The organism is Lysinibacillus sp. NPDC094403 (assembly GCF_050278745.1).
Lineage (GTDB): Bacteria > Bacillota > Bacilli > Bacillales_A > Planococcaceae > Lysinibacillus.
The window spans coordinates 93533-118487 of sequence record NZ_JBNNTL010000004.1; the positions used below are offsets into that span (position 1 = coordinate 93533).

The 24955-nt window shown below is 37.2% G+C and carries 19 protein-coding genes and 2 pseudogenes; 6 read left to right on the forward strand and 15 right to left on the reverse strand.

Going from position 1 to position 24955, the window contains the following annotated elements:
* Positions 1-23: 23 nt before the first annotated feature.
* From ACQKMV_RS08950 to ACQKMV_RS08970, 5 genes are all read right to left on the reverse strand, one after another.
* The gene (locus ACQKMV_RS08950) at positions 24-1544 is read right to left on the reverse strand and encodes an NCS1 family transporter (RefSeq protein WP_427503482.1); all 1521 of its coding nucleotides are present in this window, start codon (positions 1542-1544) and stop codon (positions 24-26) included.
* A gap of 109 nt (positions 1545-1653) precedes the next feature.
* Complete coding sequence (gene preA, locus ACQKMV_RS08955; protein WP_427503484.1) at positions 1654-2916, reverse strand: NAD-dependent dihydropyrimidine dehydrogenase subunit PreA; 1263 nt, start codon at positions 2914-2916, stop codon at positions 1654-1656.
* A 236-nt stretch (positions 2917-3152) separates the two neighbouring features.
* Positions 3153-4535, reverse strand: coding sequence for an NAD(P)-dependent oxidoreductase (locus ACQKMV_RS08960; protein WP_427503485.1), 1383 nt, complete (start codon positions 4533-4535; stop codon positions 3153-3155).
* A 381-nt stretch (positions 4536-4916) separates the two neighbouring features.
* Entirely contained in the window at positions 4917-6320 is a 1404-nt protein-coding gene (gene hydA, locus ACQKMV_RS08965) for a dihydropyrimidinase (protein ID WP_427424588.1), read from the reverse strand.
* Between the two features lie 78 nt (positions 6321-6398).
* Positions 6399-7643, reverse strand: coding sequence for a Zn-dependent hydrolase (locus tag ACQKMV_RS08970; RefSeq protein WP_427503486.1), 1245 nt, complete (start codon positions 7641-7643; stop codon positions 6399-6401).
* 140 nt (positions 7644-7783) lie between these two features.
* On the opposite strand from ACQKMV_RS08970, the gene ACQKMV_RS08975 reads away from it, so the two are divergent.
* Entirely contained in the window at positions 7784-8953 is a 1170-nt protein-coding gene (locus tag ACQKMV_RS08975) for a PucR family transcriptional regulator (protein ID WP_427503487.1), read from the forward strand.
* Positions 8954-9541: 588 nt separating this feature from the next.
* Positions 9542-9853: pseudogene (locus ACQKMV_RS08980) on the forward strand (transposase); the annotation flags it as partial.
* Positions 9854-10008: 155 nt separating this feature from the next.
* Here ACQKMV_RS08980 and ACQKMV_RS08985 read toward each other — a convergent pair.
* Positions 10009-10377, reverse strand: a complete 369-nt coding sequence (locus tag ACQKMV_RS08985; RefSeq protein WP_427503488.1) for a DUF378 domain-containing protein — start codon at positions 10375-10377, stop codon at positions 10009-10011.
* Between the two features lie 468 nt (positions 10378-10845).
* Here ACQKMV_RS08985 and ACQKMV_RS08990 point away from each other — a divergent pair, with 468 nt between their 5' ends.
* Entirely contained in the window at positions 10846-12648 is a 1803-nt protein-coding gene (locus ACQKMV_RS08990) for a sensor domain-containing diguanylate cyclase (protein WP_427503696.1), read from the forward strand.
* A gap of 52 nt (positions 12649-12700) precedes the next feature.
* On the opposite strand, the gene ACQKMV_RS08995 is transcribed toward ACQKMV_RS08990, so the two are convergent.
* The 9 genes and pseudogenes from ACQKMV_RS08995 to ACQKMV_RS09035 form a co-directional block, all read right to left on the reverse strand.
* Positions 12701-12934 carry a hypothetical protein gene (locus ACQKMV_RS08995; RefSeq protein ID WP_427503489.1) on the reverse strand — a complete coding sequence of 78 codons (234 nt, stop codon included), beginning with the start codon at positions 12932-12934 and terminating at the stop codon, positions 12701-12703.
* 26 nt (positions 12935-12960) lie between these two features.
* The gene (locus ACQKMV_RS09000) at positions 12961-14739 is read right to left on the reverse strand and encodes an aminopeptidase P family protein (protein WP_427503491.1); all 1779 of its coding nucleotides are present in this window, start codon (positions 14737-14739) and stop codon (positions 12961-12963) included.
* A 109-nt stretch (positions 14740-14848) separates the two neighbouring features.
* Positions 14849-15337 (reverse strand): cupin domain-containing protein, encoded by a 489-nt coding sequence (locus tag ACQKMV_RS09005; RefSeq protein ID WP_427503492.1) that lies wholly within the window; start codon positions 15335-15337, stop codon positions 14849-14851.
* 413 nt (positions 15338-15750) lie between these two features.
* Positions 15751-18522 carry an ATP-dependent DNA helicase DinG gene (dinG, locus tag ACQKMV_RS09010; RefSeq protein ID WP_427503493.1) on the reverse strand — a complete coding sequence of 924 codons (2772 nt, stop codon included), beginning with the start codon at positions 18520-18522 and terminating at the stop codon, positions 15751-15753.
* 464 nt (positions 18523-18986) lie between these two features.
* A complete protein-coding gene (gene panD / locus ACQKMV_RS09015; RefSeq protein WP_427503494.1) occupies positions 18987-19370 on the reverse strand; it encodes an aspartate 1-decarboxylase in 384 nt (127 codons plus the stop codon).
* Between the two features lies 1 nt (position 19371).
* Positions 19372-20226: a pantoate--beta-alanine ligase gene (gene panC / locus ACQKMV_RS09020; RefSeq protein WP_427503496.1), complete on the reverse strand. Its 855-nt coding sequence runs from the start codon at positions 20224-20226 to the stop codon at positions 19372-19374.
* Positions 20226-21062, reverse strand: a complete 837-nt coding sequence (gene panB, locus ACQKMV_RS09025) for a 3-methyl-2-oxobutanoate hydroxymethyltransferase (protein WP_427503497.1) — start codon at positions 21060-21062, stop codon at positions 20226-20228. Before panB ends, panC begins: the two co-directional genes overlap by 1 nt.
* Positions 21063-21432: 370 nt before the next feature.
* A pseudogene (locus ACQKMV_RS09030) lies at positions 21433-22193 on the reverse strand (CPBP family intramembrane glutamic endopeptidase).
* 2 nt (positions 22194-22195) lie between these two features.
* Positions 22196-22867 (reverse strand): TetR/AcrR family transcriptional regulator, encoded by a 672-nt coding sequence (locus tag ACQKMV_RS09035; protein WP_427503498.1) that lies wholly within the window; start codon positions 22865-22867, stop codon positions 22196-22198.
* A gap of 223 nt (positions 22868-23090) precedes the next feature.
* Between ACQKMV_RS09035 and ACQKMV_RS09040 the strand changes: the two genes are divergently transcribed.
* From ACQKMV_RS09040 to ACQKMV_RS09050, 3 genes are read left to right on the forward strand one after another with little or no spacing between them, the layout of a single operon-like run.
* Positions 23091-23411, forward strand: coding sequence for a PadR family transcriptional regulator (locus ACQKMV_RS09040; RefSeq protein ID WP_427503499.1), 321 nt, complete (start codon positions 23091-23093; stop codon positions 23409-23411).
* On the forward strand, positions 23401-24003 hold the full coding sequence (locus ACQKMV_RS09045) for a DUF1700 domain-containing protein (RefSeq protein WP_427503500.1): 603 nt from the start codon (positions 23401-23403) through the stop codon (positions 24001-24003). Before ACQKMV_RS09040 ends, ACQKMV_RS09045 begins: the two co-directional genes overlap by 11 nt.
* Entirely contained in the window at positions 24003-24836 is an 834-nt protein-coding gene (locus tag ACQKMV_RS09050) for a DUF4097 family beta strand repeat-containing protein (RefSeq protein ID WP_427503501.1), read from the forward strand. Before ACQKMV_RS09045 ends, ACQKMV_RS09050 begins: the two co-directional genes overlap by 1 nt.
* Positions 24837-24955 lie beyond the last annotated feature (119 nt).

Sequence of the window (24955 nt, forward strand, 5' to 3'; positions counted from 1 at the left end):
GATATTTTGTTAGGTGCTTAAGATTATTCAGCACCTTTTATATCCAACAGCGGATCTGGTTGTTCAACGACATCATTCTCATCTGGAACAACAGTTGGAACAGGCGCATGTTGCTGTCCAAATAGTTCATCCAAATTGTGACCAGCTGTAATACCTAAATATTTTGTATCGCTAGGATCCTCTAGCTCAGCTTGAGGGTATTTTTTGAACCACCAATACTTCGCTAATACATAATATACGAGTGCCCCTACAAAGAACCCTACTAATGAAGAATAAGTGGAGAATATATTTGCCACTACACCACCGATAATCCAAGCAATTAAACCAGCTAAGTTAAAGCCACTCAAATATTTAAATTGACCATCTAATTCAAATAGTGCTTTTACATGCACGCGACGTTTACGGATTAAATAATAATCAGCAAATAATATACCAACGATTGCTGTTAAAATTCCCCCGATAATTAAAAGTGCATTTACTAATACATCAAATAAACTCCATGGCTGTGCTAGAATACCAATTATTCCTGCGATAACAACCCCAACCCAAAACGGTACTTTTGGACCACCAATATTGGAGAAAATCGTTGCCGCTGGGATAACATTTGCAGAGGTATTAGTTGACCATTGTGCTAATACAATCATTAACAGTAAAATTCCTAAAATAAAGCCACTTGCACTTTGCTGCAATGCATTTATAGGATCAGCAGAGGCAACAGCCATATAGCATACAGCACCAATTGTCACAATGAAAGTGTTTGTAATCGGCATAACAATTAATGAGCCAATTAACTGTGTTTTATTGCGTTTGAACCAGTTGCGTTCATTTTTTGGTGCTTTAAAGAAGCGTGAAAGTGAGGGCATGTCGGCTGCTAGCGTCGACCAAAATCCCATATTCGCCATAATCACTACCATAAATGCAGTGAAAGCTGTGAATCCTGTTGTTGGCGATTCTACCCACGTCCAAATATTTTTTCCTTGAGCTACTGCAGTATCTGCGAGTGTATAATACATCCAACAAGAAATTAAAATAATAACTGGTGCTGCCAAATCTGCAAAGCGTTCAATAGATTTAATACCTAGTGATGTATTAAATAACTGAAGTGCTGCAAAGATCAGGAAACAGATAAACCAATTATCAAAATTAAAAAGTAAATTTAAAATGCCGTTTATAGCTAGTGCTCCAAAATAAGTGTTCAGACCGAACCAACATGCAGCCGTTACTCCACGGACAAGTGACGGAATATGTGTGCCAAATATCCCGAACGGAGCACGCATATAGACTGGGAATGATAACCCATGTTCAATGCCTATATCACCAATTAACGTCATCAATACACCAATTAGACAAGAGCCAATCAACGTTGCTAAAATCACCATTGGCAATGTTAAGTTAATGATTGCTGAGCCACCGATTGCAAAAGCAGCTAATACAATTGCCATTCCTATCCAAATTAGCGCAAAACCAAATGTTCCAATATTTCTTTGTTGATGTGTCACTGGAAGTAAATCTGGGGATTTCAAATAATTCCCTTCACGTTCCATATAATCTCTCCTTTTTTTCCAATTTTCGTGACAACTTACATGGGGTTATTCCTTCCCTCAACGAAAATGCTGAAGGATGGTGGAATTTCAGTTTATTTGAAAGTTTTATTTACTTTGATAGACTACTAATCAGAGATTGACGTTCATTCCAAGTCATTGGTGGAACTGTAGATTTGCGTTCAACCATTGTAATAGCACCATCTACAGGACAGACGATTGAGCATAAATTACAGCCTACACAGTCCTCTTCCCGAACTTTTAGCATTGGGCGACCATCTTCTGTATATAAATCGATACATTGATGCGATGTATCTTCACATGCAATATGGCACTTGTTACAGTTAATGCAAACATCGTTATTAATTTCAGCCACGATTTTATAATTTAAATCCAAGTCACCCCAATTAGAATATCTGGAAACTGAGCGACCTACTAAATCCATAACAGAGGCAATGCCTTTATCGTCTAAATAATTATTGAGTCCATCAATCATATCCTCAACAATGCTAAAGCCATGGTGCATTGCTGCTGTACAAACTTGCACGCCCGTAGCTCCCATTAATATAAACTCAGCAGCATCTTGCCAGTTGGAAATACCACCAATGCCCGAAATCGGAACATTGATTAATGGATTACGAGCACACTCTGCAACCATATTGAGTGCAATTGGTTTAACAGCAGGACCACAATAGCCACCATGTGCACCCTTTCCTGCTACATGAGGCACTGTATTCCATGTATCTAAATCAACACCTGCTAAGCTGTTAATCGTATTAATCATACTAACGGCATCTGCTCCACCTCTTGTAGCCGCTTCTGCCGTTACCGTAATGTCAGTAATGTTTGGCGTTAGCTTCACAATTACTGGTGTTTTCGCTGCCTCTTTCACCCAGTACGTTTGCTTTTCCACCAATTCAGGTACTTGACCAGAGGCAGAGCCCATTCCTCGTTCTGCCATCCCATGTGGACAACCAAAGTTAAGCTCAAGACCATCAACCCCCACATCTTCTACTAGTTTAACAATCTCATGCCATTTTTCTTGCTTTGGCTCCACCATTAAGGAAGCGATGATTGCATGATGTGGAAACCTTTTTTTTGTTTCATAAATTTCTTTTAAATTTACCTCTAACGGACGATCCGTAATCAGTTCAATATTATTGAAGCCTGCTACTCTTTGTCCGTTATAGCTAACAGCTGCAAAGCGTGAAGAAACATTTAAAATAGGATCTCCTAATGTTTTCCATACAGCTCCACCCCACCCCGCTTCAAATGCACGTTGTACTTGATAGCCTGAATTCGTTGGTGGTGCTGACGCAAGCCAAAATGGATTCGGCGATTTGATGCCCGCTAAGTCAATACGTAAGTCTGCCATCTTAGTTCCTCCCTTATGCAATCTCACTTGGTTTCATCAATTATGCCTCGGCATAATTGCGTTCAGAATCGGCTTTGTGCTTGCACAAAGAACTCCATTCCGATTCTGTGACATCCGCCGGAGGCTTTAACTTCTTTCAGCGGATGTTTGGACAACTGCTGAAAAGTAACTTAAACTTGCATTCACCTCACCACCTATAGAGATGGGAGATTTCTGCAACTCATCTGTACCTGTCGCTACGCTTTCGGTACAATAGACACTTTGCTGAAAGAAGTTAAACGTTCATGGATCTTGTATGCTGCGTCTTTTCCTTGCTGTACAGCTGTTACAACCATCGCCTCGCCCTGACCATTTCCAAAGACGACATCTCCACATGCAAATACTTTGTCATTCGAAGTTTGCATTGTCGTTCCATCAATATCGACGACACCATTTGTATGCTGTAAGCCAAAAGCTTCAATCAATGACACAAAACGTGTTTGCCCAATTGCCTTAATAACAGCATCCACTTCAATAATAAAATTGGACCCTTCAATCTCCTCAGGTCTTTGTCGACCATCAGCACCCGCTTCACCGAGCTTCATTTTCACACATTCAATGCCTACGACCTCACCTGACTCATTGCCAATAATTTTTTTCGGTGCTGTTAGCCACTTAAACTCCACACTATCCTGCTTGGCAAATTCATATTCAAATTTGTACGCAGTCATTTCCTTTTGTGTTCGTCTATAAAGAATTTGAACATTGTCAGCACCTAATCGCACTGCACATGTAGCACCGTCAATCGCGGTATTTCCTGCACCGATGACAGCCACTCGCTTCCCAACAATATCTTTTGTAAGCGGTCCCATTTTTGTCTTTCTGACAAACTCTATCGCATCATGAACACCGTCTAAATCTTCTCCCTCAATACCTAGATTCGGCACAGCTCCCATACCGACTGCTAAAATAACACTGTCATATTGCTCTAAGATTTCATCAGCAGAAATATCAACACCGACAGTTGTGTTTGTTTTGATTTCCACACCCAACTTTTCGATTTGTTCAATTTCCCAATCAACGACAGCATTTGGTAAACGGAACGACACAATACCATAGCTCCCTAAGCCACCAGCTTTCGATTCAGCTTCATAAATAGTAACCTGATAACCAAATCGACTTAGTTCACGAGCAGCCGATAAACCAGCGGGACCTGAACCAATAATAGCTACCTTCTGTCCGTTGCTTTGTCCTTGTTTAAATAGCTGAGCATTCGTTTCCATTGCCCAATCTGTTGCATAGCGCTGTAGCTCTCCGATTTTAATTGGCTTTGTTGAGGAATTTAACACACACGCCCCTTCACATAGTTCCTCCGTTGGACAAACCCTTGCACAGCTTGCACCAATTGGATTTGCTTCTAATATAGTCGTAGCAGAGCCCTTCATATTACCAGAAGCAATTTTTTTTATGAAATTTGGGATTTGAATACTCGTTGGACAGGCTTTAATACACGGTGCATCATAGCAATAAAGGCAACGATTAGATTCCTCAATTGCTTCATTCTTTGTCATCCTGCTAGTCAACTCCATAAAATTACGGTTTAACTGTTGGGACATTGTATTTTCTTGATTCGGAGCCATTTCCACATCCCCCTCTTGTGTTCATTTTTTTCCTTCTTATCATGGCTCGTCACCATAACGTGTGGTTGATTTCCGTTCCGGCTGGGCGCTTTCCTGGGGGCGTCCGATGAGCCGCTTCGCTGCGCTGCAGGGTCTCATCTGTGACGCTGATCCCCAAGGAGTCGCCAGCCTCCACTCCAATCAACCTATATAAATGGCATACGTTTGAACATATGTCATCCACAACTTTTGGTGATGAGCCTTATTAATTAAACCATTGAAAAAAGAGCCACATTCAACATTCATCTCACCACGTATAGGGATAAATAGTCTTCTGTAGCTAAATGAAAATATTACGAGACCGATTGCTCTGCTCTCCATTCAAAGCAATCGGTCATCAAACTAAATGTTTAGTGCTTCTGCAGCAGTTGTTTTTAATGCACGTTTTATATATTGCCCGCTACCTAGTACACCAACAAACTCTTTATTTTTAATGACATATTCTCCACGTACTAGTACACTTACTGGTTCACCTGTTACTTCCCATCCCTCATATGGGTTATAATCCACGTTCATATGATGCGTTTTTGCCGAAATTTCTCGTTTTACCTCTGGATCAAAAATAACGATATCCGCATCAGAACCGATTGCAATCGTTCCTTTTTGTGGGAATAGACCAAATACTTTTGCAGCACTCGTGGAAATCATATCGACAAACTCATTAATAGAAATTTTCCCTTTTGCTACACCTTCTGAATATAAAATACTGAAGCGATCTTCAATAAATGGCCCACCGTTAGGAATTTTAGAAAAATCATTAATTCCTAACTGCTTTTTACCCTTAAAACTAAACGAGCACTGGTCAGAGCCGATTGTTTGTAGTTGTTTTGCTTTTAGAGCATTCCATAAATGAGCCTGATGGTATTTTGGACGAAGTGGTGGGGACCAAACATATTTTGCGCCCTCAAAACCTGGTTGTGCTAAAGCAGATTGGTCCAAAGTTAAATATGGTGGACATGTTTCGCCATAGACGTCATAGCCTTTTTCACGCGCAGCAATGATCTCATCTACTGCCTCTTTACAAGTTACATGCACAACATAAAGGGTAGCACCAGCAATATGAGCTAACTCAATCGCACGTTTTGTCGCTTCGCCTTCTAATTCAGCTGGACGAGTGAGCGCATGATAAATCGGCTCCTTATGACCTGCACGTCGAGCCTCTTCTACAAGCTCATCAATAACAGAACCATTTTCACAGTGCACCATAACAACTGCACCGAGGTCTTTCGCTATTTTAAAAGCTTTGAAAAGGGTGCGATCTGTTGCTTGAAATTCTTTTGCATAAGCCATAAATACCTTTACAGAAGTAATACCCTCCTGCTCTAAGATTTTCGGCAATTCGGCTTCTGTTTCAGGGGTTAAATCACCAATCATTAAGTGGAATCCATAGTCGATGGCTGATTTCCCCTTCGCCTTGTCATGCCACTTTTCAACTGCAGCTGAAAGTTTTTCCTCACCAGCCGTTAAACAAAAGTCCAAAATAGTGGTTGTTCCACCGAAAGCCGCTGCAATAGTACCAGATTTCCAATCATCATCTGTCACAGTATTGTTAAATGGCATATCTAAATGAGTATGCGGATCAATTCCGCCTGGCATCACGATCTTACCAGTAGCATCAATAATTTCTGCGCCCACGTCGGATAAATCTTTGCCTATTTGAACAATTTTTCCGTTTTCAATTAAAATATCTGCCTCAAAAACATCTGCCGCTGTTGCTACTCGTCCACCTTTAATGATTTTTTTCATTCTGCCCTCACCCTTCATAAAATATTGGAGAATATTCAATCATGACAATGTTAGGAAAGACCATACATAGAACCCACCTTAATGTAACGTGTAGGTCTCCCCCATACTGAACTTTGTTTGCAGCGTCAACACTGTTTCAAGTAATACATCTGCTCCTTTCGCACAATCCTCAAATGTTGTTTCCTCTTCCTCACAATGACTCTTACCATTAATACTTGGCACGAAAATCATCGCTGATGGAACAATGCTTGCTATATATTGCGCATCATGCCCTGCCCCACTAAACATCCGATGAGTAGTATAGCCGAAGCTTTGACAAGCCCTTGCCACTTCATTACAAATATGTGTATCAAAATAGACTGTATCTCTACCCCATAGCTTAATGGGCTTAATGCTACAGCCCATATCCTCTGTAGGAAGATTTTTCAGTATGTCCTCAACCTTTTGCATGATCTCTGGACTTTGATGACGTGAATCTATCGTAAAAGTCACTTTGTTCGGTATAACGGTATGAATATTTGGAGATACATTCATTCGACCGAAGGTAAACACTAATTGTTCATCAATTTTTCCGAGTTCTTCATGTAAATTCGTAATGATTTTTGAAGTTACTATCATCGGATCTTGGCGCATTGTCATCGGTGTCGTTCCAGCATGATTGGACTGCCCTGTAACCGTAATTTCATAGCAAACCATGCCTAATACACCTTCAACAACGCCTATTTCCAGTTGCTTTGCCTCTAGAACAGGTCCTTGCTCGATATGCAACTCTATATAAGCAAGAGCTTCTTTTAATCGATTTTCTTGATCTCCCTCATATCCACTTGCTTGCAGCGCTTCTTTGAAACTGGTACCATCTTTGTCGACAGATTGCAGCATTTTTTCTTTTTCAAATTTTGCTGAGATGACACCAGAGCTCATCATTGCTGGGTCAAAACGAGCACCTTCTTCATTCGTAAAGTTAACAATCATTAACGGTATATCTAGTTCAATCTCGTTTTCTTTTAACGTTCGAATTGCCTCTATGGCCGTTAAAACGCCTAATACACCATCAAATTTGCCACCCTTTTCAACGGAATCTAAATGTGACCCCATAATAATTGAAGGAACATCTTTTTTTCCAGGTAAAATGGCATAAATATTGCCCATATCATCGACTTTAATGTCCATTCCTAATTCTTCACAACACTCACAAAAATAGTTTCTTGCTAATACATCCTCATTCGAAAGAGACAAACGGGTTACACCACCATTTTCAGTAGCTCCAAATTGACTAAATTGTTCAATTAACTCTTGCAATCGTCTACTATTACACTTATACATATGCAAGTCCTCTCTTTCACAGTAGTTAATACACATTCTATAAGAGTTAAAAATTATGATATATAGATATAAAACTAAAAAAATATGTGCATCTGCACATGATATATGGTAAGTTATGTTCATAATAAGGGGGGGGAAAAATGGGGACGATTCGCAAAATTGTAGAGGGAGTTCAATTCCCAATGCTAACATTAATAGCTGGACATAGCGGAACGTATCGAAGAGTTACAGGGATTAACGTAGTAGAAAGCATCGATTTAATTATGTTTTGTAGACCTAATGAATTAGTCGTTACTACAGGTATTAATTTATCTTCACAAGGAGATTCCTTAGAGCAGCTTGTAAAACTAGCTTTCTCTAAAAAGGTAGCAGGTTTCATTATTAATACCGGCCCATACATTCCAGATATACCAGAATCAGTAATCTCTTTTGCCAATAAACATGATTTCCCTATTTTTCAAATGCCTTGGAGTTATCGAATAGCAGATTTATTAAAAACGACTTTTCAATTTATTTCCAACAACCATCGAGAGCTATCTATCGAAGAAAAGGTTCTTTACAACTTGCTTTTTCACTACAAACAAAACACCAACTATATTAAAGATCAATTAGCACTGCTTGGTTTTCCACAAGGTAGAGAGCTAGCTATCATTTCATGCACAACCAAAGGACCACAGTCTAGTATTGACCGTTATGAGGTCATGATCCAATTTGCATTTCAAAATAGATATAAACGTTTTTTAAAACTAAAACATAAAAATCACCTCATCTTTTTAATCGACAAAACACAAATCAATACACCAAATACTCCCTTCTCAAAAATCGTTGAAGAAATATACGATAAAATTACGCAAAAAAATGGTTACTTGGATATTATCATTGGTAAAGGAAATTATCACAAAGAACTTGAAAATGTTCGCAAAAGCTATGATGAGTCATTAACAGTAATCCAATTAGCAAAGCTTCATAACAACCGCTTCCTATACAAATATAAAGAAATTGGTGCCTATAAAATTATTATGGCCGTGCAAAATCAAACATTAATCAAATCATATAGTCAAGACATTTTAGGTCAGCTCTATCGCTATGATGAAATGAATAACACAGATTATGTCCAATTTTTACGCATTTTTCTCGAGGAAAATGGTAGTACTGGTAGGATTAGTGAACGTCAATTTATTCATCGTAACACGGTCCTATATAAAATAAAAAAAATAGAAATGCTATTAGATATGGACTTAAATAACCCATTTACAAAAACAAATCTCTATATCGCATTTTTGATTGAAGATATATTGACACACCAATAAACTGTTTATCTCCAGAAGATTTCCGCTCCAAAATTCAAGTCGGTATGGTTGGTGTTAATGTACCAATTCCAATTCTCGTTGGCTATCATGATTTTTAGGCTGGAAACGTTCAAAATTCGATGATAGACATATGTTTGGGCCAAATCATGTACGTTTCTTCACTAAAGCCACAACAATTTGCTTGAACAATCCAAGAATTTAATCCTTCGCCATTCCAAGTAATAACGGCTAATGCGACAGACTAATATAAGAACTTCTAGTAAAAATCCGCTTCGTTATCTGGGTTCCAATCCTTTATATCTTTGCGGATTTTCCCTTTTCTCCTAGCCATAAACAAAAAAACTGACGAACCAAATGGGAGGGCACTGAAAAAGTCCATATCTTCTCACATTGCGAGGTATTCAACGATTAAATCGTTGAGTACCTCGCTTTTTTCATTTGGCACTGTGACTCTACTGTTGTTTTCCGAAGCATTACGCTCGCTTTCCGCGGGCGAGCGATGCTTCTCCAAACAACGCAATGTATCATACAATTATTTTAGTCACGCTTTCCTTTATAATAAAAGAATTAATGTGCAGGTGGTGCCCATATTATTTTGATATTGAAAAATGCAAAGTATGTCCAATAAGAGAGGGCTGTTATAAGAAGGCGCAAAAAGTAAAACGTATTCTGTCACAATTAAGTCGGATACACATGCCGAACAAGAGGCATTTCAAAATACGGAGCATTTAAGCAATTAGCCGCAAATAAGTAGAAGCGAAGAATAGTGAATTAAAAAACGGTCACGGGTACGATACGGCATCGACTGCGGGTCTATTTGGCATGGAAATTCAAGGTGCTATAACGATATTCGCTGTCAATTTGAAACGGATATTAAAGTTACTAAACGAAAATGAATAAGGAATAGAGACAGAAATAAGGCACTTCCTGTTCAAAATTGAACAAGAAGTGCCTTATTTTTATCTGAAAAAGGCTCGCTATTATAAAAGCGTAAGTTTCAGTGTCCTCACTAAATGGTCACCAGTTTTTTTGAGGTACTATCGATAAACTTAAGGTTATTTTTTATTTTTGTTTTTGTTTTTGTTTTTATTTTTGCTTTGTGAATCCTTTTTTTCTTCTTTTAGCACATTAGTTGTTTTTAATGCAGTAAAATCAGCTTCATCACCAACTTCCATACCATAGCTTGGATTTCTGTCTATGCGAGTATGAGTATCAAATTCTTCATCCTCATCAAATCGCATAACAAGTATCGGTAAGGATATTAGTCCTGCTAATCCAACTAATGCATAAATCCATCGTGACATTACTGCTGTTTGTCCACCAAACAAATAGGCAACTAAATCAAATCTAAAGAATCCTATAAGTCCCCAGTTGATTGCTCCAATGATTACTAACACTAAAGCGATTCTATAAACTACGCTCATATTTACACCTCCTTTTTTTGTAGATACGAAGCCAGTTATACACTTGAAGTTCATTCCTCACATGTATGAAAAGCGTCGAAATTGCAAAAAACCTGTCATAACAAGTGATAAAATTACAAATACTTATTGTAATTAAATCGCCCATTTTGACGGTCTTATTTTTAGCAATAACCGCTTATTTATACAAAAGGCATACTTGGCTAAGCTATTTCTATAAGCAAAGGAAATGTTAGTGAATCATAGATAATAAACCGCTTTTTACTGCTCATCATCATAAACCTAATTCTCTTCTTTTGTTAAAAATTATTGTAACTTTTTTAATCAATTATTTAGTAATCGTAAAATATCCTAAACATAGGTAAAGTGTGATATATTTACATAATACTCTATTTTTATAGCACTTTATTTAACCTTTCATCAACATACTTACCAGTGACTGAAGGAAAGGGATAGGAGAAAGAATGATTGATGAAAAATAAAATTATGAAAACCAACCTGTTATTTTATTTTTTTATCGTACTTATAGTTACTTTTACACAATTCAGCATACCATGTCATGCTGCGGAACTATCAGAACCTATTATATTAGGAAAGCATTATGATATTTTTCGTGACTCTTCAAAAAAAATTACGATAGATGACTTATTAAGTGGTACATATGACAATTCATTTGTCGCTAGTAAAGACGATTATCTATTCTTTTGGCACACGAATGATACGATTTGGTTACGATTAGATACCGAAGAATTATTAAAAGATAAACAGGAATCTTACTGGTTAGAGGTAACAGACAAGCTAGATAGCATTGAAATGTTTTTAGTGAAAGAAGATGGCTCCTATCGTGTTCAAAAAAGAGGGATTTCAAATATTGACGAACAAAACATTCATTATCGTTCTAATTTATTTCAATTCCATGACCCATCCGTCAAAGAAATTTATATAAAATTAGATGGCGAATTACCATTAAATTCAATTTCTTATCTTTTCACAACGGATGGCTTTATCAATAAGATTATTGACTACAAATATTTAACAGGGATTTTTTATGGGTTCTTGTCTGCACTTTTAATTTACAATTTATTTTTATTTTTTTCGTTGAAAGATAAGGCTTACTTTTACTATGTTTTGTATATGTTTAGTTTTATTCTCTATCAAGCTACTTTGAATTCTTTAGATATTGAATTAGTAGGTCAACATTTGCCTAAATGGTTATTTCTAAAATCTGCAGCGATAAGTGGAAATATATTACTTATATGTATGATTCTATTTAGCAAAGAGTTTCTTGAATTAAAAAAATACTTACCCCGCTTCTACAAAATCGGGAATTTTCTATTATTAATCACTTTACTTTCTTTAATTGCTTCATTCTTTGTCCCTGATGTTGCGATTGCAAATAATTTAACAATCATTCTTTCTGTAGTTGTCTTTATTTTTCTTTGGCTATCGGGAATATTTGTGTTGTTAAAAGGGCAGAAAATGGCTAGATTTTATATGGTAGGTTGGACTGTTCTGCTTGGTTCCATCATAGTACAAGCATTGGCTTTTTTAAGTATTATTCCATTCCATCCAGTTATATTTGAGGATATTCCTGCAATTGGTGCTATTTTTGAATCAATATTTTTATCATTAGCATTAGGCGATAAAATCAATATCATAAAAAAAGAGCATCAGGAAATGCAACAAACGCTCAATGAAACGCTTGAACATAAAGTAAAAGAACGAACACAAGAGCTAGAAAGAGCAAAACTTGAGCTTGAAAAATTAGCAAATACAGATCGCCTTACTCAAATTCCAAATCGTGTAAGGTTAGACGATGTGTTAGAAGAGGCTATTGAACAAGCCCAACATCATGAGGCTCCATTCGCTATTATTCTATTAGATATTGATTTTTTTAAAGAAGTCAATGATGAGTTCGGCCATCAAGTAGGCGACTTAGTTTTAATGAATGTAGCAGAAATATTACAAAATACGATTCGAGAGCAAGATACAGTTGGTAGATGGGGTGGCGAGGAATTTTTAGTTATTTGCCCACAAACTAAACTAGATGGTGCTATTAAGCTTTCTGAAAAGCTTCGACAACAATTAGAAAATCATCAATTCCCTATTGTGCAGCGAAAAACTAGTAGCTTTGGGGTAACTAGCTATGTAGATGGTGATACACGAAATACATTATTATCAAGATGTGATAAAGCGTTATATCAAGCAAAAGAACGAGGCAGAAACTGTGTTGAATTTTTAATAGATGATGTCCATGTCTCCTCTTCGTTATAAAAAACAAAAGAAGCGTCGATGACAATTTCTTGTCTTGACGCCTCTTTTTCAATTATTCGATTACGTTAGATAAGTATTTGCGGATGTATGAAGGTTTAACATCTTGAGGAATTGGATTTTGATAAATCTCATTTCCTAAACGTTCTTTAAGCTCTTGCTTTGCTTGTTCAATTAATTCCGATTGCGCCAGCATCGCAGCAGCAATGGCAGCCATAACTTTCCCAGCATGAGCATGGGCTACACCCTTCTCATTCCTTGAAGTGGGAGTCTTCTGTCGGGTAACCATAAATATTACTATCCGGCAATACCTATTTATATTTCCCTAGTTTCTTCCCTTAGCCATACTCGCTCTTCTTCATTTAAATAAGGAGATAGCTTTGTGTATACTTCTTGATGATAATTGTTTAACCATTGCTTTTCACTCTCTGTTAACATATCTTTATCAATACCGTCTAAATCAATAGGGCAATACGTGATTGCTTCAAACTTCATAAATTGACCAAACTCTGTTTTCTCGTCTTCAACTACTAACATCATATTTTCAATTCTAATTCCATATTTACCTTCAAGATATATTCCCGGTTCATTCGTAATAATCATGCCTTTTTCTAATATAACATCATTATTATTATTTCTTATGCTTTGTGGTCCTTCATGAACATTCAAGAAAAAACCTACTCCATGTCCTGTCCCGCATTTATAGTCCAAACCATACTGCCAAATGGGTTGTCTTGCTAAAACATCTAAGTTAGAACCTGTTGCTCCATATAAGTATTTTACTGCGCTTAATGCAATAAATCCTTTTAACACCAAAGTAAAATCTCTTTTTTGTTCATCGGTAAGTTTTCCTAAAACAATCGTTCGTGTAATATCTGTTGTTCCATCATAATACTGTCCGCCTGAATCAATTAAAAAAAGACCTTCATTCTTAAGAGTATATTGCGTTTCATTATTGGCTTTATAATGCATCATCGCAGCATGTTCTTTATAACCTGCTATCGTATCAAAGCTAGGTCCAAAATATCCTTCCTGCCCCATTCTGAAATCTTCTAATCTTTCTTCTGCAGTAATCTCTGTAATTACTTCTTTATCTACAAAGTTTTTTAGCCATTTTATAAATTTCACCATGGCTAAACCATCTTTTATTTCACACCATTTTAAATTTTTTATCTCAACTTCATTTTTAATGGCTTTTAAATTAGTTGTGATGTCAGGACTTTCAATTTTCTTTGTATTACTGTTAATGGCATTATATAATGTGATATTTGTTTTATTCGAATCTAAAATAATGGCATCTCCACTTGAAAGATTCCCCAAGAATGTTTGTATTTCATGATTCGCTTTTAGCTCGATTCCTTCAGCCTCTAGTTCTAATTTAACCAAAGAGGGAACCTTGCAAGAATCAATAAATAAATAACATTTATGTTCTGCTACGATTACATTAGCTATTGCAACTGGATTGTTAGGCACATCGGACCCTCTTATATTCAATAGCCATGCAATGTCATCAAGAGCAGTGAAAATATAATAATTTGCTCCTTTATTTTTCATTTCTTCTCTTACTTCATTTAATTTTTCTACTCGTGACTTGCCTGCATATTTTACGTCATGTGTAAAAATTGGTCCTTTAGGAACCTCTGGTCTATCTTCCCAAAGACCACCAATTAAATCTTGATTCATATTTAATACGATTCTCTTTGCCTCTAGATCTTTTTCCATCTTTTTAACCAGTTTAATTGAAAAAACATTTCCATCAAAGCCCACAATGCTACCTTCTTTAAGAACATCTGCTAGCCATTCTGTATAAAATGGTACTCCTGGATCCATCATTCTAAATAATCTGATTCCTGAGCCCTCAAGCTGCTTTTCAGCTTGAATATAGTATCTACCATCTGTCCATAATCCAGCATCATCTAATGTAATAACTACAGTACCTGCAGATCCTGTAAATCCTGATATCCATTGTCTACATTTCCAATGTTCCGCTACATATTCACTCTGATGTGCATCAAAACTAGGAATGATATAAGCATCCATTTGATTTTCTTTCATTAGCTGTCTTAACTTTTCGACCCTATCCTTGATATTCATTAACAATACCTCCGTTTTCTTTAAGACAAAATTCCTTACTTTCACGACCATACTACCATGTAGCTAGTATTATACTAATTATTACAGCTGTAAACTTTGTTATTATCAATCACGCCTTGGCGTAATTGCGTCCGGATTTTAAATTGTGCTTAGTCCTGCAGATTTTTTGTGCGAAAGCGCAGTGAGCGACAGCAACAACGTGTTCTTGTCTGTGCGAAAGCGTAGCGACAGCAACAACGTGAGGGCCGATACGACGTCGGTCATTTCGGTATAGTATTAAACCCACTATTATAGAAAAATAGGCCGTATTAACAGCCATGATCTTGATCTTTTTGTTTGTATAATTAGCCCAATTGTAGGCAATATTTGAGCCCATATGAACACTGTCATCAGGATACACTTCATGACTCTTTCCATTTATGTAAACTGTTAATATTCCCTCTAAAACATAAATGAACTCTTCTTCCTCATGCTTATAGGAAAATATTTCTTCATCTTTCTTTTGAGGAAGAATTTCTATAAGCCTTGGAACAAGTTGTTTATTTTCCAAATTTGTACTTAAACTATATTTAACAAAACCACCTTCTACTGAATCCATTATCTCATGTTCATAACTTCTTAAAACTATATCTTTCCTTTAATGTGGATAATCAATAAAATGTGTAAAATGTACTTTCAAAATATCAGCTAGTTTTTCAAGTGAATCAACTGCTATGGTTGTAAGCCCCCCTTTCTAATTGAGAACAGAAATCCAGCAGATAGATCGCTTTTTTCACTTAACTCTTTCAAAGTAATTCCTATTCAGTTCTCATTTTCTTTATTTCCATTCCAATATTCATCATTCCCCCTGATTTCATATTCGTGAATAATATAATATGTATCAATTCAATATTCAATGTATTATGAAATAATTTAATAAATATAAAATTCGTTTAATTAACGTTCTATTGTATGAACAATGGGTAGCCAGCAAAAAAATCCCTTTTAGCTAACTACTAAAAGGGATTCCATCTATTTATGCCAATTATTAAGTTCCTTTAACAACTCCGGTAGCTGCAATTTCTTTACATCAATCGGTGGTAAAGCCTTGATAAACTCCTTACCGTACGACTTTGTTGAAATGCGGCGGTCCAAAACAATGAAGGCTCCTTTATCCTGTGATGAACGGATTAAACGACCAAAGCCTTGTTTAAAACGCATGATGGCTTCTGGTAGCGATAACTCATTGAAGGAATTACGACCTTGTGCGGTAATATGTTTTGCTCTCGCCTTAAATACAGGTTCTTCTGGCGAGGAGAACGGCAGGCGCACAACAATAACCGATGCAAGTGCGTCTCCTGGAACGTCCACACCTTCCCAAAAGCTATTTGTACCAAAGAGGACGGAGTGGCTAAACTTTTGGAATGATTTCAGAATACGCATACGGCTACCACCAGTTACACCTTGTGCGAAGAGCATATAGTCATCAAGGAGTTCACTATCTTGAATAAGGTCCACAGTTTTTCGAAGCATATCCTGTGAGGTAAATAGGACAAAACAACGTCCCTCTGTCATTCGGACTGTACGTGTAATGGCTTGGGCGACCGCTTCAATATATTCATCCTGTGACACATGTTGAATATCAGGCATATCTGTGACAATAAATGCCTTCGCCCCTGCATAATAGGATGGTGGCGCTTGTAGCTTTATTACTTGCACACTATCAGAAATACCGAGTTGACGCGTCACAAAACGCTCATTACCTGGCACAGTTAAAGTACCTGAAGTCCACACAATACTTGCCTGTTTACGAAGCGGTGCAAGTACTTTTTCAATTATAGGTGTGACATTAACAGGCTTTTTAAAGACATGTAAGCTTCCTGGAACGCTCCGTAAATCGAATTCTAACCACACTGAATTATCAACCTGTGGGGATAGGAAAATTTCCTCCCATTCCGCAATTTTTACCTTTAATTCACGGATCCAATAATGCCATTCCGATAAAATATAGAGCTCATTTTTATCTAATTGCTCAATATTATTTTCAAAGACATGCCCTACTTCTGTCGCAAGATCAAGCCACTGCTGTGTGAGCTTACTCACTTGTAAAAGCGGTTCTTTTGCTAGCGATACATCTTCTAAAAACAAAGTGCATTTGCTACTAGCTTGTTTACCTTTGATTTGTTGCTGCATTTTTTGAACAGCTCGTTGAATAGTTTCATCGAATGTGCGTTGCAGGCGTATAAATTGTGCATCTAATCGTTGCAAACTTTGCATAGGAACACGTTGTTTTTTCTTAGCTGCCTGACAAAATTGCTGGAACAAAGCAGTTTCCTCCATCGTTCCTACTTGACCAAAAATGTACTTCCACTGCGTATAGGAGAAGACAATTTCGTCCTGCTGCATGGCAGACTGTATAAATTGATGTGCTTCGTCAATGATCCATCCGTCAATTTCTGTAAAAATCGGAGTTTGACGGACTAAATCACTGAGTACCATAGAATGATTCGTTACAATACAATCGGCAAACTCACTATTTTTTAACGCTTGCTCATAGAAATCAATGCCCTTTGAAGGTTTTTCATCAGGAATTTTCCGGATTTTCTCTAAAAATAGTTGTCCACCACCAGATACATTGAGCTCACTTAACACACCTGTTTCTGTTTTGGTCAGCCAGACAAGAATTTGTAAAATCGTAAAGGTATCATCATAAGATTCATCAGCATAAGCCATACATTGCTCAAAGCGTGCCACGTCAATATAATGCTGCATGCCCTTTAGAACAGCAATATTTACTTTAGTGCCAAGGATTTTTTCAATCTTTGGTAACTCTTCCTCAACAAGCTGCTCCTGCAAATGTGATGTATATGTGCTAATCGCAATTTTTTTATCGACTGATCGAGCATACAAAATCGCAGGAAGTAGATAGCCCGCTGTTTTACCAATCCCTGTTGAGGCCTCTATAACGCACTCTCTTTTGTCATTTAGTGCTTGCCAAATAGTGTCCATCATCTCGAATTGCGCTGGTCGTTGCTCAAAATTCAACATGGCCTTTGCCATTAAAGATGTTTTATCAGCTGCTGTTTGTGGATATGATACAATCTCCGTATTATTTGTATGCTTTTTCCGTCCATCACAAATAGCCAAATTGCGGTAGTAGGAGACATTTTCATTAGCAGTTACGTGCTGTCGTTTAATTTGAAGAGCCTCGAAGAAAAGCTGAGATAAATTTGATTTCAATCTGAATGAACGTTTATGCATTTGTTCAAGGGTTAGCTGAGGAAGACTGAGTAACTCCTTCCAGCAACGTTTAAAAAGCTCAGCTGTTGCACGCGCATCGTCATCTGCTCGGTGTGCATTTGTTAGCTCTATATTTAAATCTGCTGCTAAATCACCTAGCTTAAAGCTTAGCGACATCGGGAACAATATTTTGGCAAGCTCAACCGTGTCCATCTTTTTACCCTGCCATTTCGGTAAGCCCGCGCGCTTGAACTCTGCTTGTAAAAAAGATAAGTCAAAATCCGCATTATGCGCGACAAACACACAATCAGCAAGCAGTTCATATATGTAGTCGGCATGTGCCTCAAACGGCAAGGCATCCTTTACATCCTCATCCGTAATATGCGTTAAATCCTGAATGAAAGTTGGAATAGCTTTACCTGGATAAATAAACTTCGTAAAGGTACGCTCAATTTTCCAATCTTCCATAATTACAATTGCTATTTGAATCATTCGGTCCCCATTTGCCGGTGAATGACCAGTCGTCTCTAAATCAACAATTGCATACTTTTGACTTTCCATCATACATCTCAACTCACAGTTCACATTAGATAGATGAATTTTATCATATATTTGGCTCAGCGGCATCCCTCTGCCCTTTTAGATAGTACACAAAAAGAAGAGACCGGGACGAAACTACTCATAACTTTAATAAGCTTGAGCAATCAATTTCAGAAATCTTTTTTCAGAGTTTTATTGGTGAGTTTATTACCTTTATCAGCGATCTTTGGAGGTTTATCAGCGATTGTTGAAGGTTTATCAGCGATTTCGCTATTTTATCAGCGATTGTTGAAGGTTTATCAGCGATTGCCCTTGGTTTATCTCGTTTCACCAATAATTATTTACTAAAACATAGAAGAGACCAGGACAACACTAGTCATAACTTTAAAAAGCGCGAGCAATCAATTTTTAGAAACGTTGATTTCTCGCGCTTTTCTGATGTGAAATTTTTCAATTTTACGTTAAATATATACTTATGTCTCAGCCAATTACATCACTGTTGCTTCTGGCTCATACGATATCATTTCATTAATTGTATTGCCCTCGCCCATAATGGCTACTGTTGGCTTATGATCTTTCGCCTCTGCATTATCTACATACACATAAGAAATAATAATCACAATATCTCCACGTTGTACTAGACGTGCTGCTGCACCGTTCACACAAATAACGCCTGATCCACGTTCTCCCGCAATAATATAAGTTTCAAAGCGTGCGCCATTGTTGTTATTGACGATGTGCACCTTTTCGTTTGGTAGCATCCCTACCGCATCTAAAATATCCTCATCAATCGTAATAGATCCAACATAGTTTAAATCTGCTTGTGTCACTGTAGCACGGTGGATTTTACTGTTCATCATCATTCGTAACATTTTACAATCCTTCTTTCACATTAAAGATACAATTATCAATTAAACGAGTTTTACCAATATAGACGGCTACTGCTAAAAGCACTTGCTCAGTTTCAGCAGTTGCTGGTGTTAAATCTGGATACGCTAATAGCTCAATATAGTCTATGTGGCCATGTGTACGTGCTGCAATGTGCACCTTTGCTTTAGCAAGTGCATTCGCTACATCACCATTCGCTAAAAAGCTTTCACGAGCAAGCTGTAGCGCTTCATTAATCGCTGGTGCCTCAAGACGCTCCGCTTCACTTAAATAGACATTACGAGAGGATTTCGCTAAGCCGTCCTCCTCCCGTACAATGGGTACTACTCGCATTTCCAACGGGAAATTAAAATCGCGTACCATCGTAGCAATAATAGCAACCTGCTGTGCATCTTTTTGTCCGAAATAAGCTCGTGTAGGCTGTGCTAAGTGAAATAATTTAGATACGACCTGTAAAACACCATCAAAATGTCCTGGACGGCTCGCCCCACAAAGAATTGTTGCCTGTTCACCTGCATGAATACGAATACCACCGTCATGCGGATACATTTCTTCAACACTTGGTGCAAAAACAATATCTACACCAGCAGACTCTGCCAAAGCTGTATCGCGTGGCAAATCACGCGGATAGCTTTCAAAGTCTTCGTTTGGCCCAAATTGCGTTGGGTTTACAAATATACTCATAACGACTAAATCATTTTCAGCACGAGCTGTTTTTGCTAGCGTTAAATGGCCCTCATGTAAATAACCCATTGTTGGAACGAGTCCAATTGTTTTTTGAGCTTGCTTAGCTGCTTGGATTTCTACGGTTAGTGCCTGGATAGTAGTTACAACTTTCATTACTTTACGCCCCCATATAGCTGATCCAATGCTTCCTCTTTCATCGTGAAGAAATGCTTCGGTGCAGGGAATGTACCCGCCTTTACCGCTTCCACGTAACCAGCAATTCCACGGCTTGCTTCTTGTCCCATATTAGCAAACTGTTCCACAAATTTTGGTACATGATGTGAACCGTAGCTTAACATGTCATGATAAACCAAAACTTGTCCATCAGCCTCTACTCCAGCTCCAATACCAATCGTTGGAATGATAAGATTAGCAGATACCATTTCTGTTAACTGATGTGGAATACATTCTAAAACAACTGCACAAGCACCCGCCTCCTGGCATTGTTTCGCATCTTCGATAAGTTTCGTTGCCTGCTCAGCTGTTTTGCCCTGTACTTTGTAACCACCAAGCACACCTGCCGATTGTGGTAATAAACCTAAATGTGCTACCACCGGAATGCCTGCCGACGTTAATTTACGAATTACTGGAATAACATCTCCTGCACCCTCTACCTTAAGTGCATCAGCTCTCGTCTCCTGCATCATGAATACTGCCGTTTTCAACGTTTCGTTTACATCGCCGTGGTACGAACCAAATGGCATATCCACAACAACAAACGTATCCTTTGCCCCGCGGCGCACTGCTTTTGCATGATGAACCATATCGGCTACTGTTACTGGCATTGTAGAATCATAGCCTAGTACTACCATACCTAGTGAATCTCCCACTAGAATCATATCGACGCCTGCTTCCTCGGCAAATTTTGCAGCAGGATAATCATACGCAGTAAGCATAACGATTTTCTCACCTGCTGCCTTCATCTTTACAAAATCTGAAGTCGTTTTCATCATGTAGTCCTCCTTTTTTAAGGGAAGAAAACAGAAAAACCCCTCTGTTCCTAAAATGGACAGAAGGGTAGTGTTTCGTTCGTTATCAAAAATCACCTCTTATTCATGAATAGAGGCCATAACTTAAATAAAGGAATTGTAATCTCTTTAAGAGAATTGCCCATTCCATTGATCAAGTTATATTTTTGAACGCTTGTTTTCTTCCGTCCCTGTCATTAAAAGATCAAGGCAGATATTTATTGTAAATAGGTCTTACATTTTGAAGGTGCCGTTCACAAGGATACTGCCCTTCGCACATACTATAACAGATTCCACTTGTAATCTTCAAATATTATTTTCTAATAATTACGGTTAATATATATTACTAAATTCAAATCATCCGTTTCTGAAAGATTGATTTTCGATAAACTTCAAACATTGTAAATAGGAACAGGGCAAATAATAATATTAATAAACCTGACGATACATTTGTCACTGGTACAAAAACATCCCAAAATGAATTGGTGAAAGCGTGGAAAATAATACAGAGAAAAATACTTTTAGTGGATTGGTAAATGATCGTCAATAAAAAGGATAACGCTAAAGTTATTAAAGAAAACCATAGGAAGTTCATGTTTATTTGATTTGATCCAATGACAAACCATAATGGCAGATGCCAGACTGCCCAAATAACGCCCACAATCATTGTGCTCGTGAAGGGAGACCATCTTTTTTGTAATGTAGGCTGTAAAAAACCACGCCAACCGATTTCTTCCACCCCTCCTCCAATAATCATGATTGGCAATTCAAGTAACGCCAGATACATTGGATTCTCCATAGTTGCTCCGCCCCAAAGCGTTGGTAAAAAAAAGCCGCAAATGCCAATCCGATTACAAAAATATACCAAGATACAGGATGCTTAGGATTTTTTACATTATGGATAAATGATTTGAACTCTTCTTTAGTCGAATATTTCTTTTTCAACCAAATCTCACAAATTGCAGGAGTAATTCCGCCGAGAATAAACAATAGCATATATATTGCATTGCCAAACTTCAGTAAATTCAGCTGTGTTAATAAGGCTAAACTGCCCCATATTATCCAAGACGTTGCAAAGGTATAAAATAGAAATCTTCTTATCTCTAATCCCAACTTTAATCCTCTCCTTCTTTCGTACCCAATAGTAATAATACGGATTTGCAAAGTGTATTCATCAAACGAACCTCATCAAACTGCACTCGATCATTTGAGAACACCCCGTAACATTTTTGCAAGACAACGTCTCTCACAATGCCATCAATGGACGTCATTATAAAAGTAGATAGATCCTCTATCGAAACCTCAGGCTGAAAACATCCTGAAGAAATACCCTTATGGATTGAATGAAAAATTTGTTGCATAAAATATTGCCCACTTTCATTCTCATAAATATTCGATAAAATTTTCTTTTCTCTATCTGGATTGTTAGCAAATAAAATCGTAAGCTCAAATTGGATTTTGCCAACTGTTGATACGTTTTCCTTCATGTACTCTCCAAGAAAATTAAATAATTTAATGATTGTTTTTTCGGGAGAATTACTCGTATTCTTAATTTCATCGATAATATGTTTATAGTCTGCATTTACATTTACTTGATTAATAACCTCAATGAGTATTTCATCCAAGTCTGAATAATAACGATAAATACCACCTTGACTTATCCCTGACGCTTTAATAATATCTCTCATCGTAATGTCATAGAGCGGCTTTACCTTACATACTGCTATGGCTGCTTCTAAAATACTGTTTTTCTTTTCCTGCACATATTCATGGCTTACCTTTGGCATTATCTCTACCTCCAAACATTTAAAATGACACTATTGTCATTTTTATCGTATTCAAAATCCCTTTTATTGTCAATAAAAAAATGATACTACTATCACTTTTATTTCCGTACAAATATTTTTAATAAAATTTGACAATTGATAATATATGTAATATACTTCCACCATACTATACGACATATAATATAAATCTCTGTATAGGTATTACATTGTGAGGTGAGAAAAGATGACATTTCAGCTTGGATCAGCTTTACTTGACGCTTGTGTACTCGCCATCGTCGATAAAGAAGATGCTTATGGCTACTCTTTAACACAGCAAATACAATCTGTAATGGATATATCAGAATCTACTCTGTATCCAGTATTGCGTCGTTTACAAAAAGCAAATTGCTTAACAACCTACGATCAGCCCTACCAAGGTAGAAATAGACGCTATTACCAAATTACCGAGCAAGGTCGAGTACGGTTACTGGAGCTATTAAAAGAATGGAAAAAATATAAAGAAAAAGTTGATTGTGTACTTTTAGGAGGGAAATATGATGAATAGAGCAAGCTATTTGAAAAAGCTACGGGGGAAATTACAACGTCTTCCAGCGCATGAGATTGATGCTGCGCTTGCCTATTATGAGGAATATTTCGATGAAGCAGGAGAGGAAAACGAACAGCATGTCATTCAACAGCTAGGCTCTCCTTCTCATGTTGCATCACAAATAATGGCTGACTATGCATTAAAGGATTTAGAAGCAACCTCAACTTCGACTAAGAAAAATGTTTCTGCGATTTGGCTTATCATTCTAGCAATAGTATCTGCCCCACTTTCATTACCGTTACTCGTAGTTGCAATAGCACTTATTTTTTCATTTGGAGCAGTTATATTCAGCGTTATCATTGCGATTATAGCAACTGTATGTAGTATCTTTTTCGCTGGAATCGTTGCACTTATTTCAGGCTTCTTCATTTTAACTAAAGACTGGCCGACAGCGTTACTCTTTATGGGTATTGGCTTTATTGTAACAGGTCTGGGCATCCTGATTTTCCCGATTGTTGGTCGTTTGATCAAAAAAATCGTTGTTGTATGTGTTGAAGCATTAGGTAAACTATTCCATAAAATAACGAAGAAACGGAAGGAGGGATACTAATGACGTCTCGACATACCCATATTGCCATTACTATGATTGCTTTTGGCATACTGTTAGCTCTTGTTGGTTATTTCTCTGGTGGGAAATGGAGTTTTGTGTTAAATGATGAAGGCATCCAATTACCAGAGAATAATAAACTAGTAAACAATTCCTATAAACTAGACGATTTCACTAACCTCAATGTTATCAATCACTATGGAGATGTTGAAATTATTGCTAGTGATCATTATGCATTAGATACAAATGTAGTTAATAATGATGATGTGACGTACAGTATTAAAGATAATACATTAACTGTTGAAACAAAGGGTAGGAAGAAGAATGGCTTAGAATTCGGATTTGGTAACTTCAGAACTCCTTCCATCAAAATCTATGTTCCTTCAGATGTAAAATTGAAAACCGTTGTCCTTAATAGTAATTTTGGAGATACAACGATTCGTGGTTTGAAATATCAAGAGTTAAATCTAATTGAAGATTTTGGAGATATTATTTTTAAAGACACTACTGGTGATAAAACAGAGATTACACAATCATTTGGTGATATGAAGCTACAACAATTTTCAAGTAATGGCTTCGTTGCCGAAAGTGAGCATGGTGATATTAACATCGATGGAACATTAAATGGTCAATCCACTATTACGTCTAACTTTGGGGATGCTACACTTCACTTACAAAATAAAAGAAGTGAGCTTGGCTATGAATTACAAACTGATTTCGGGGATCTTACAGTTGATAAGAAGGATCAAAACAGCAAGGTATCGCAATCTTATAATGGTGATAACCAGCTAAAAGCAACACTTTCATATGGTGACTTACAGATAACGTTGAAATAAAGTGAGCATCTCCAATTTAGATGATAGAAGCAGTTATTCGCCTGTTGTGCACTCTTTTGCGCCACTAGAAACACTTACTTCGCAAATAGAGAATCTAAATTACATTGAACACACAAAAA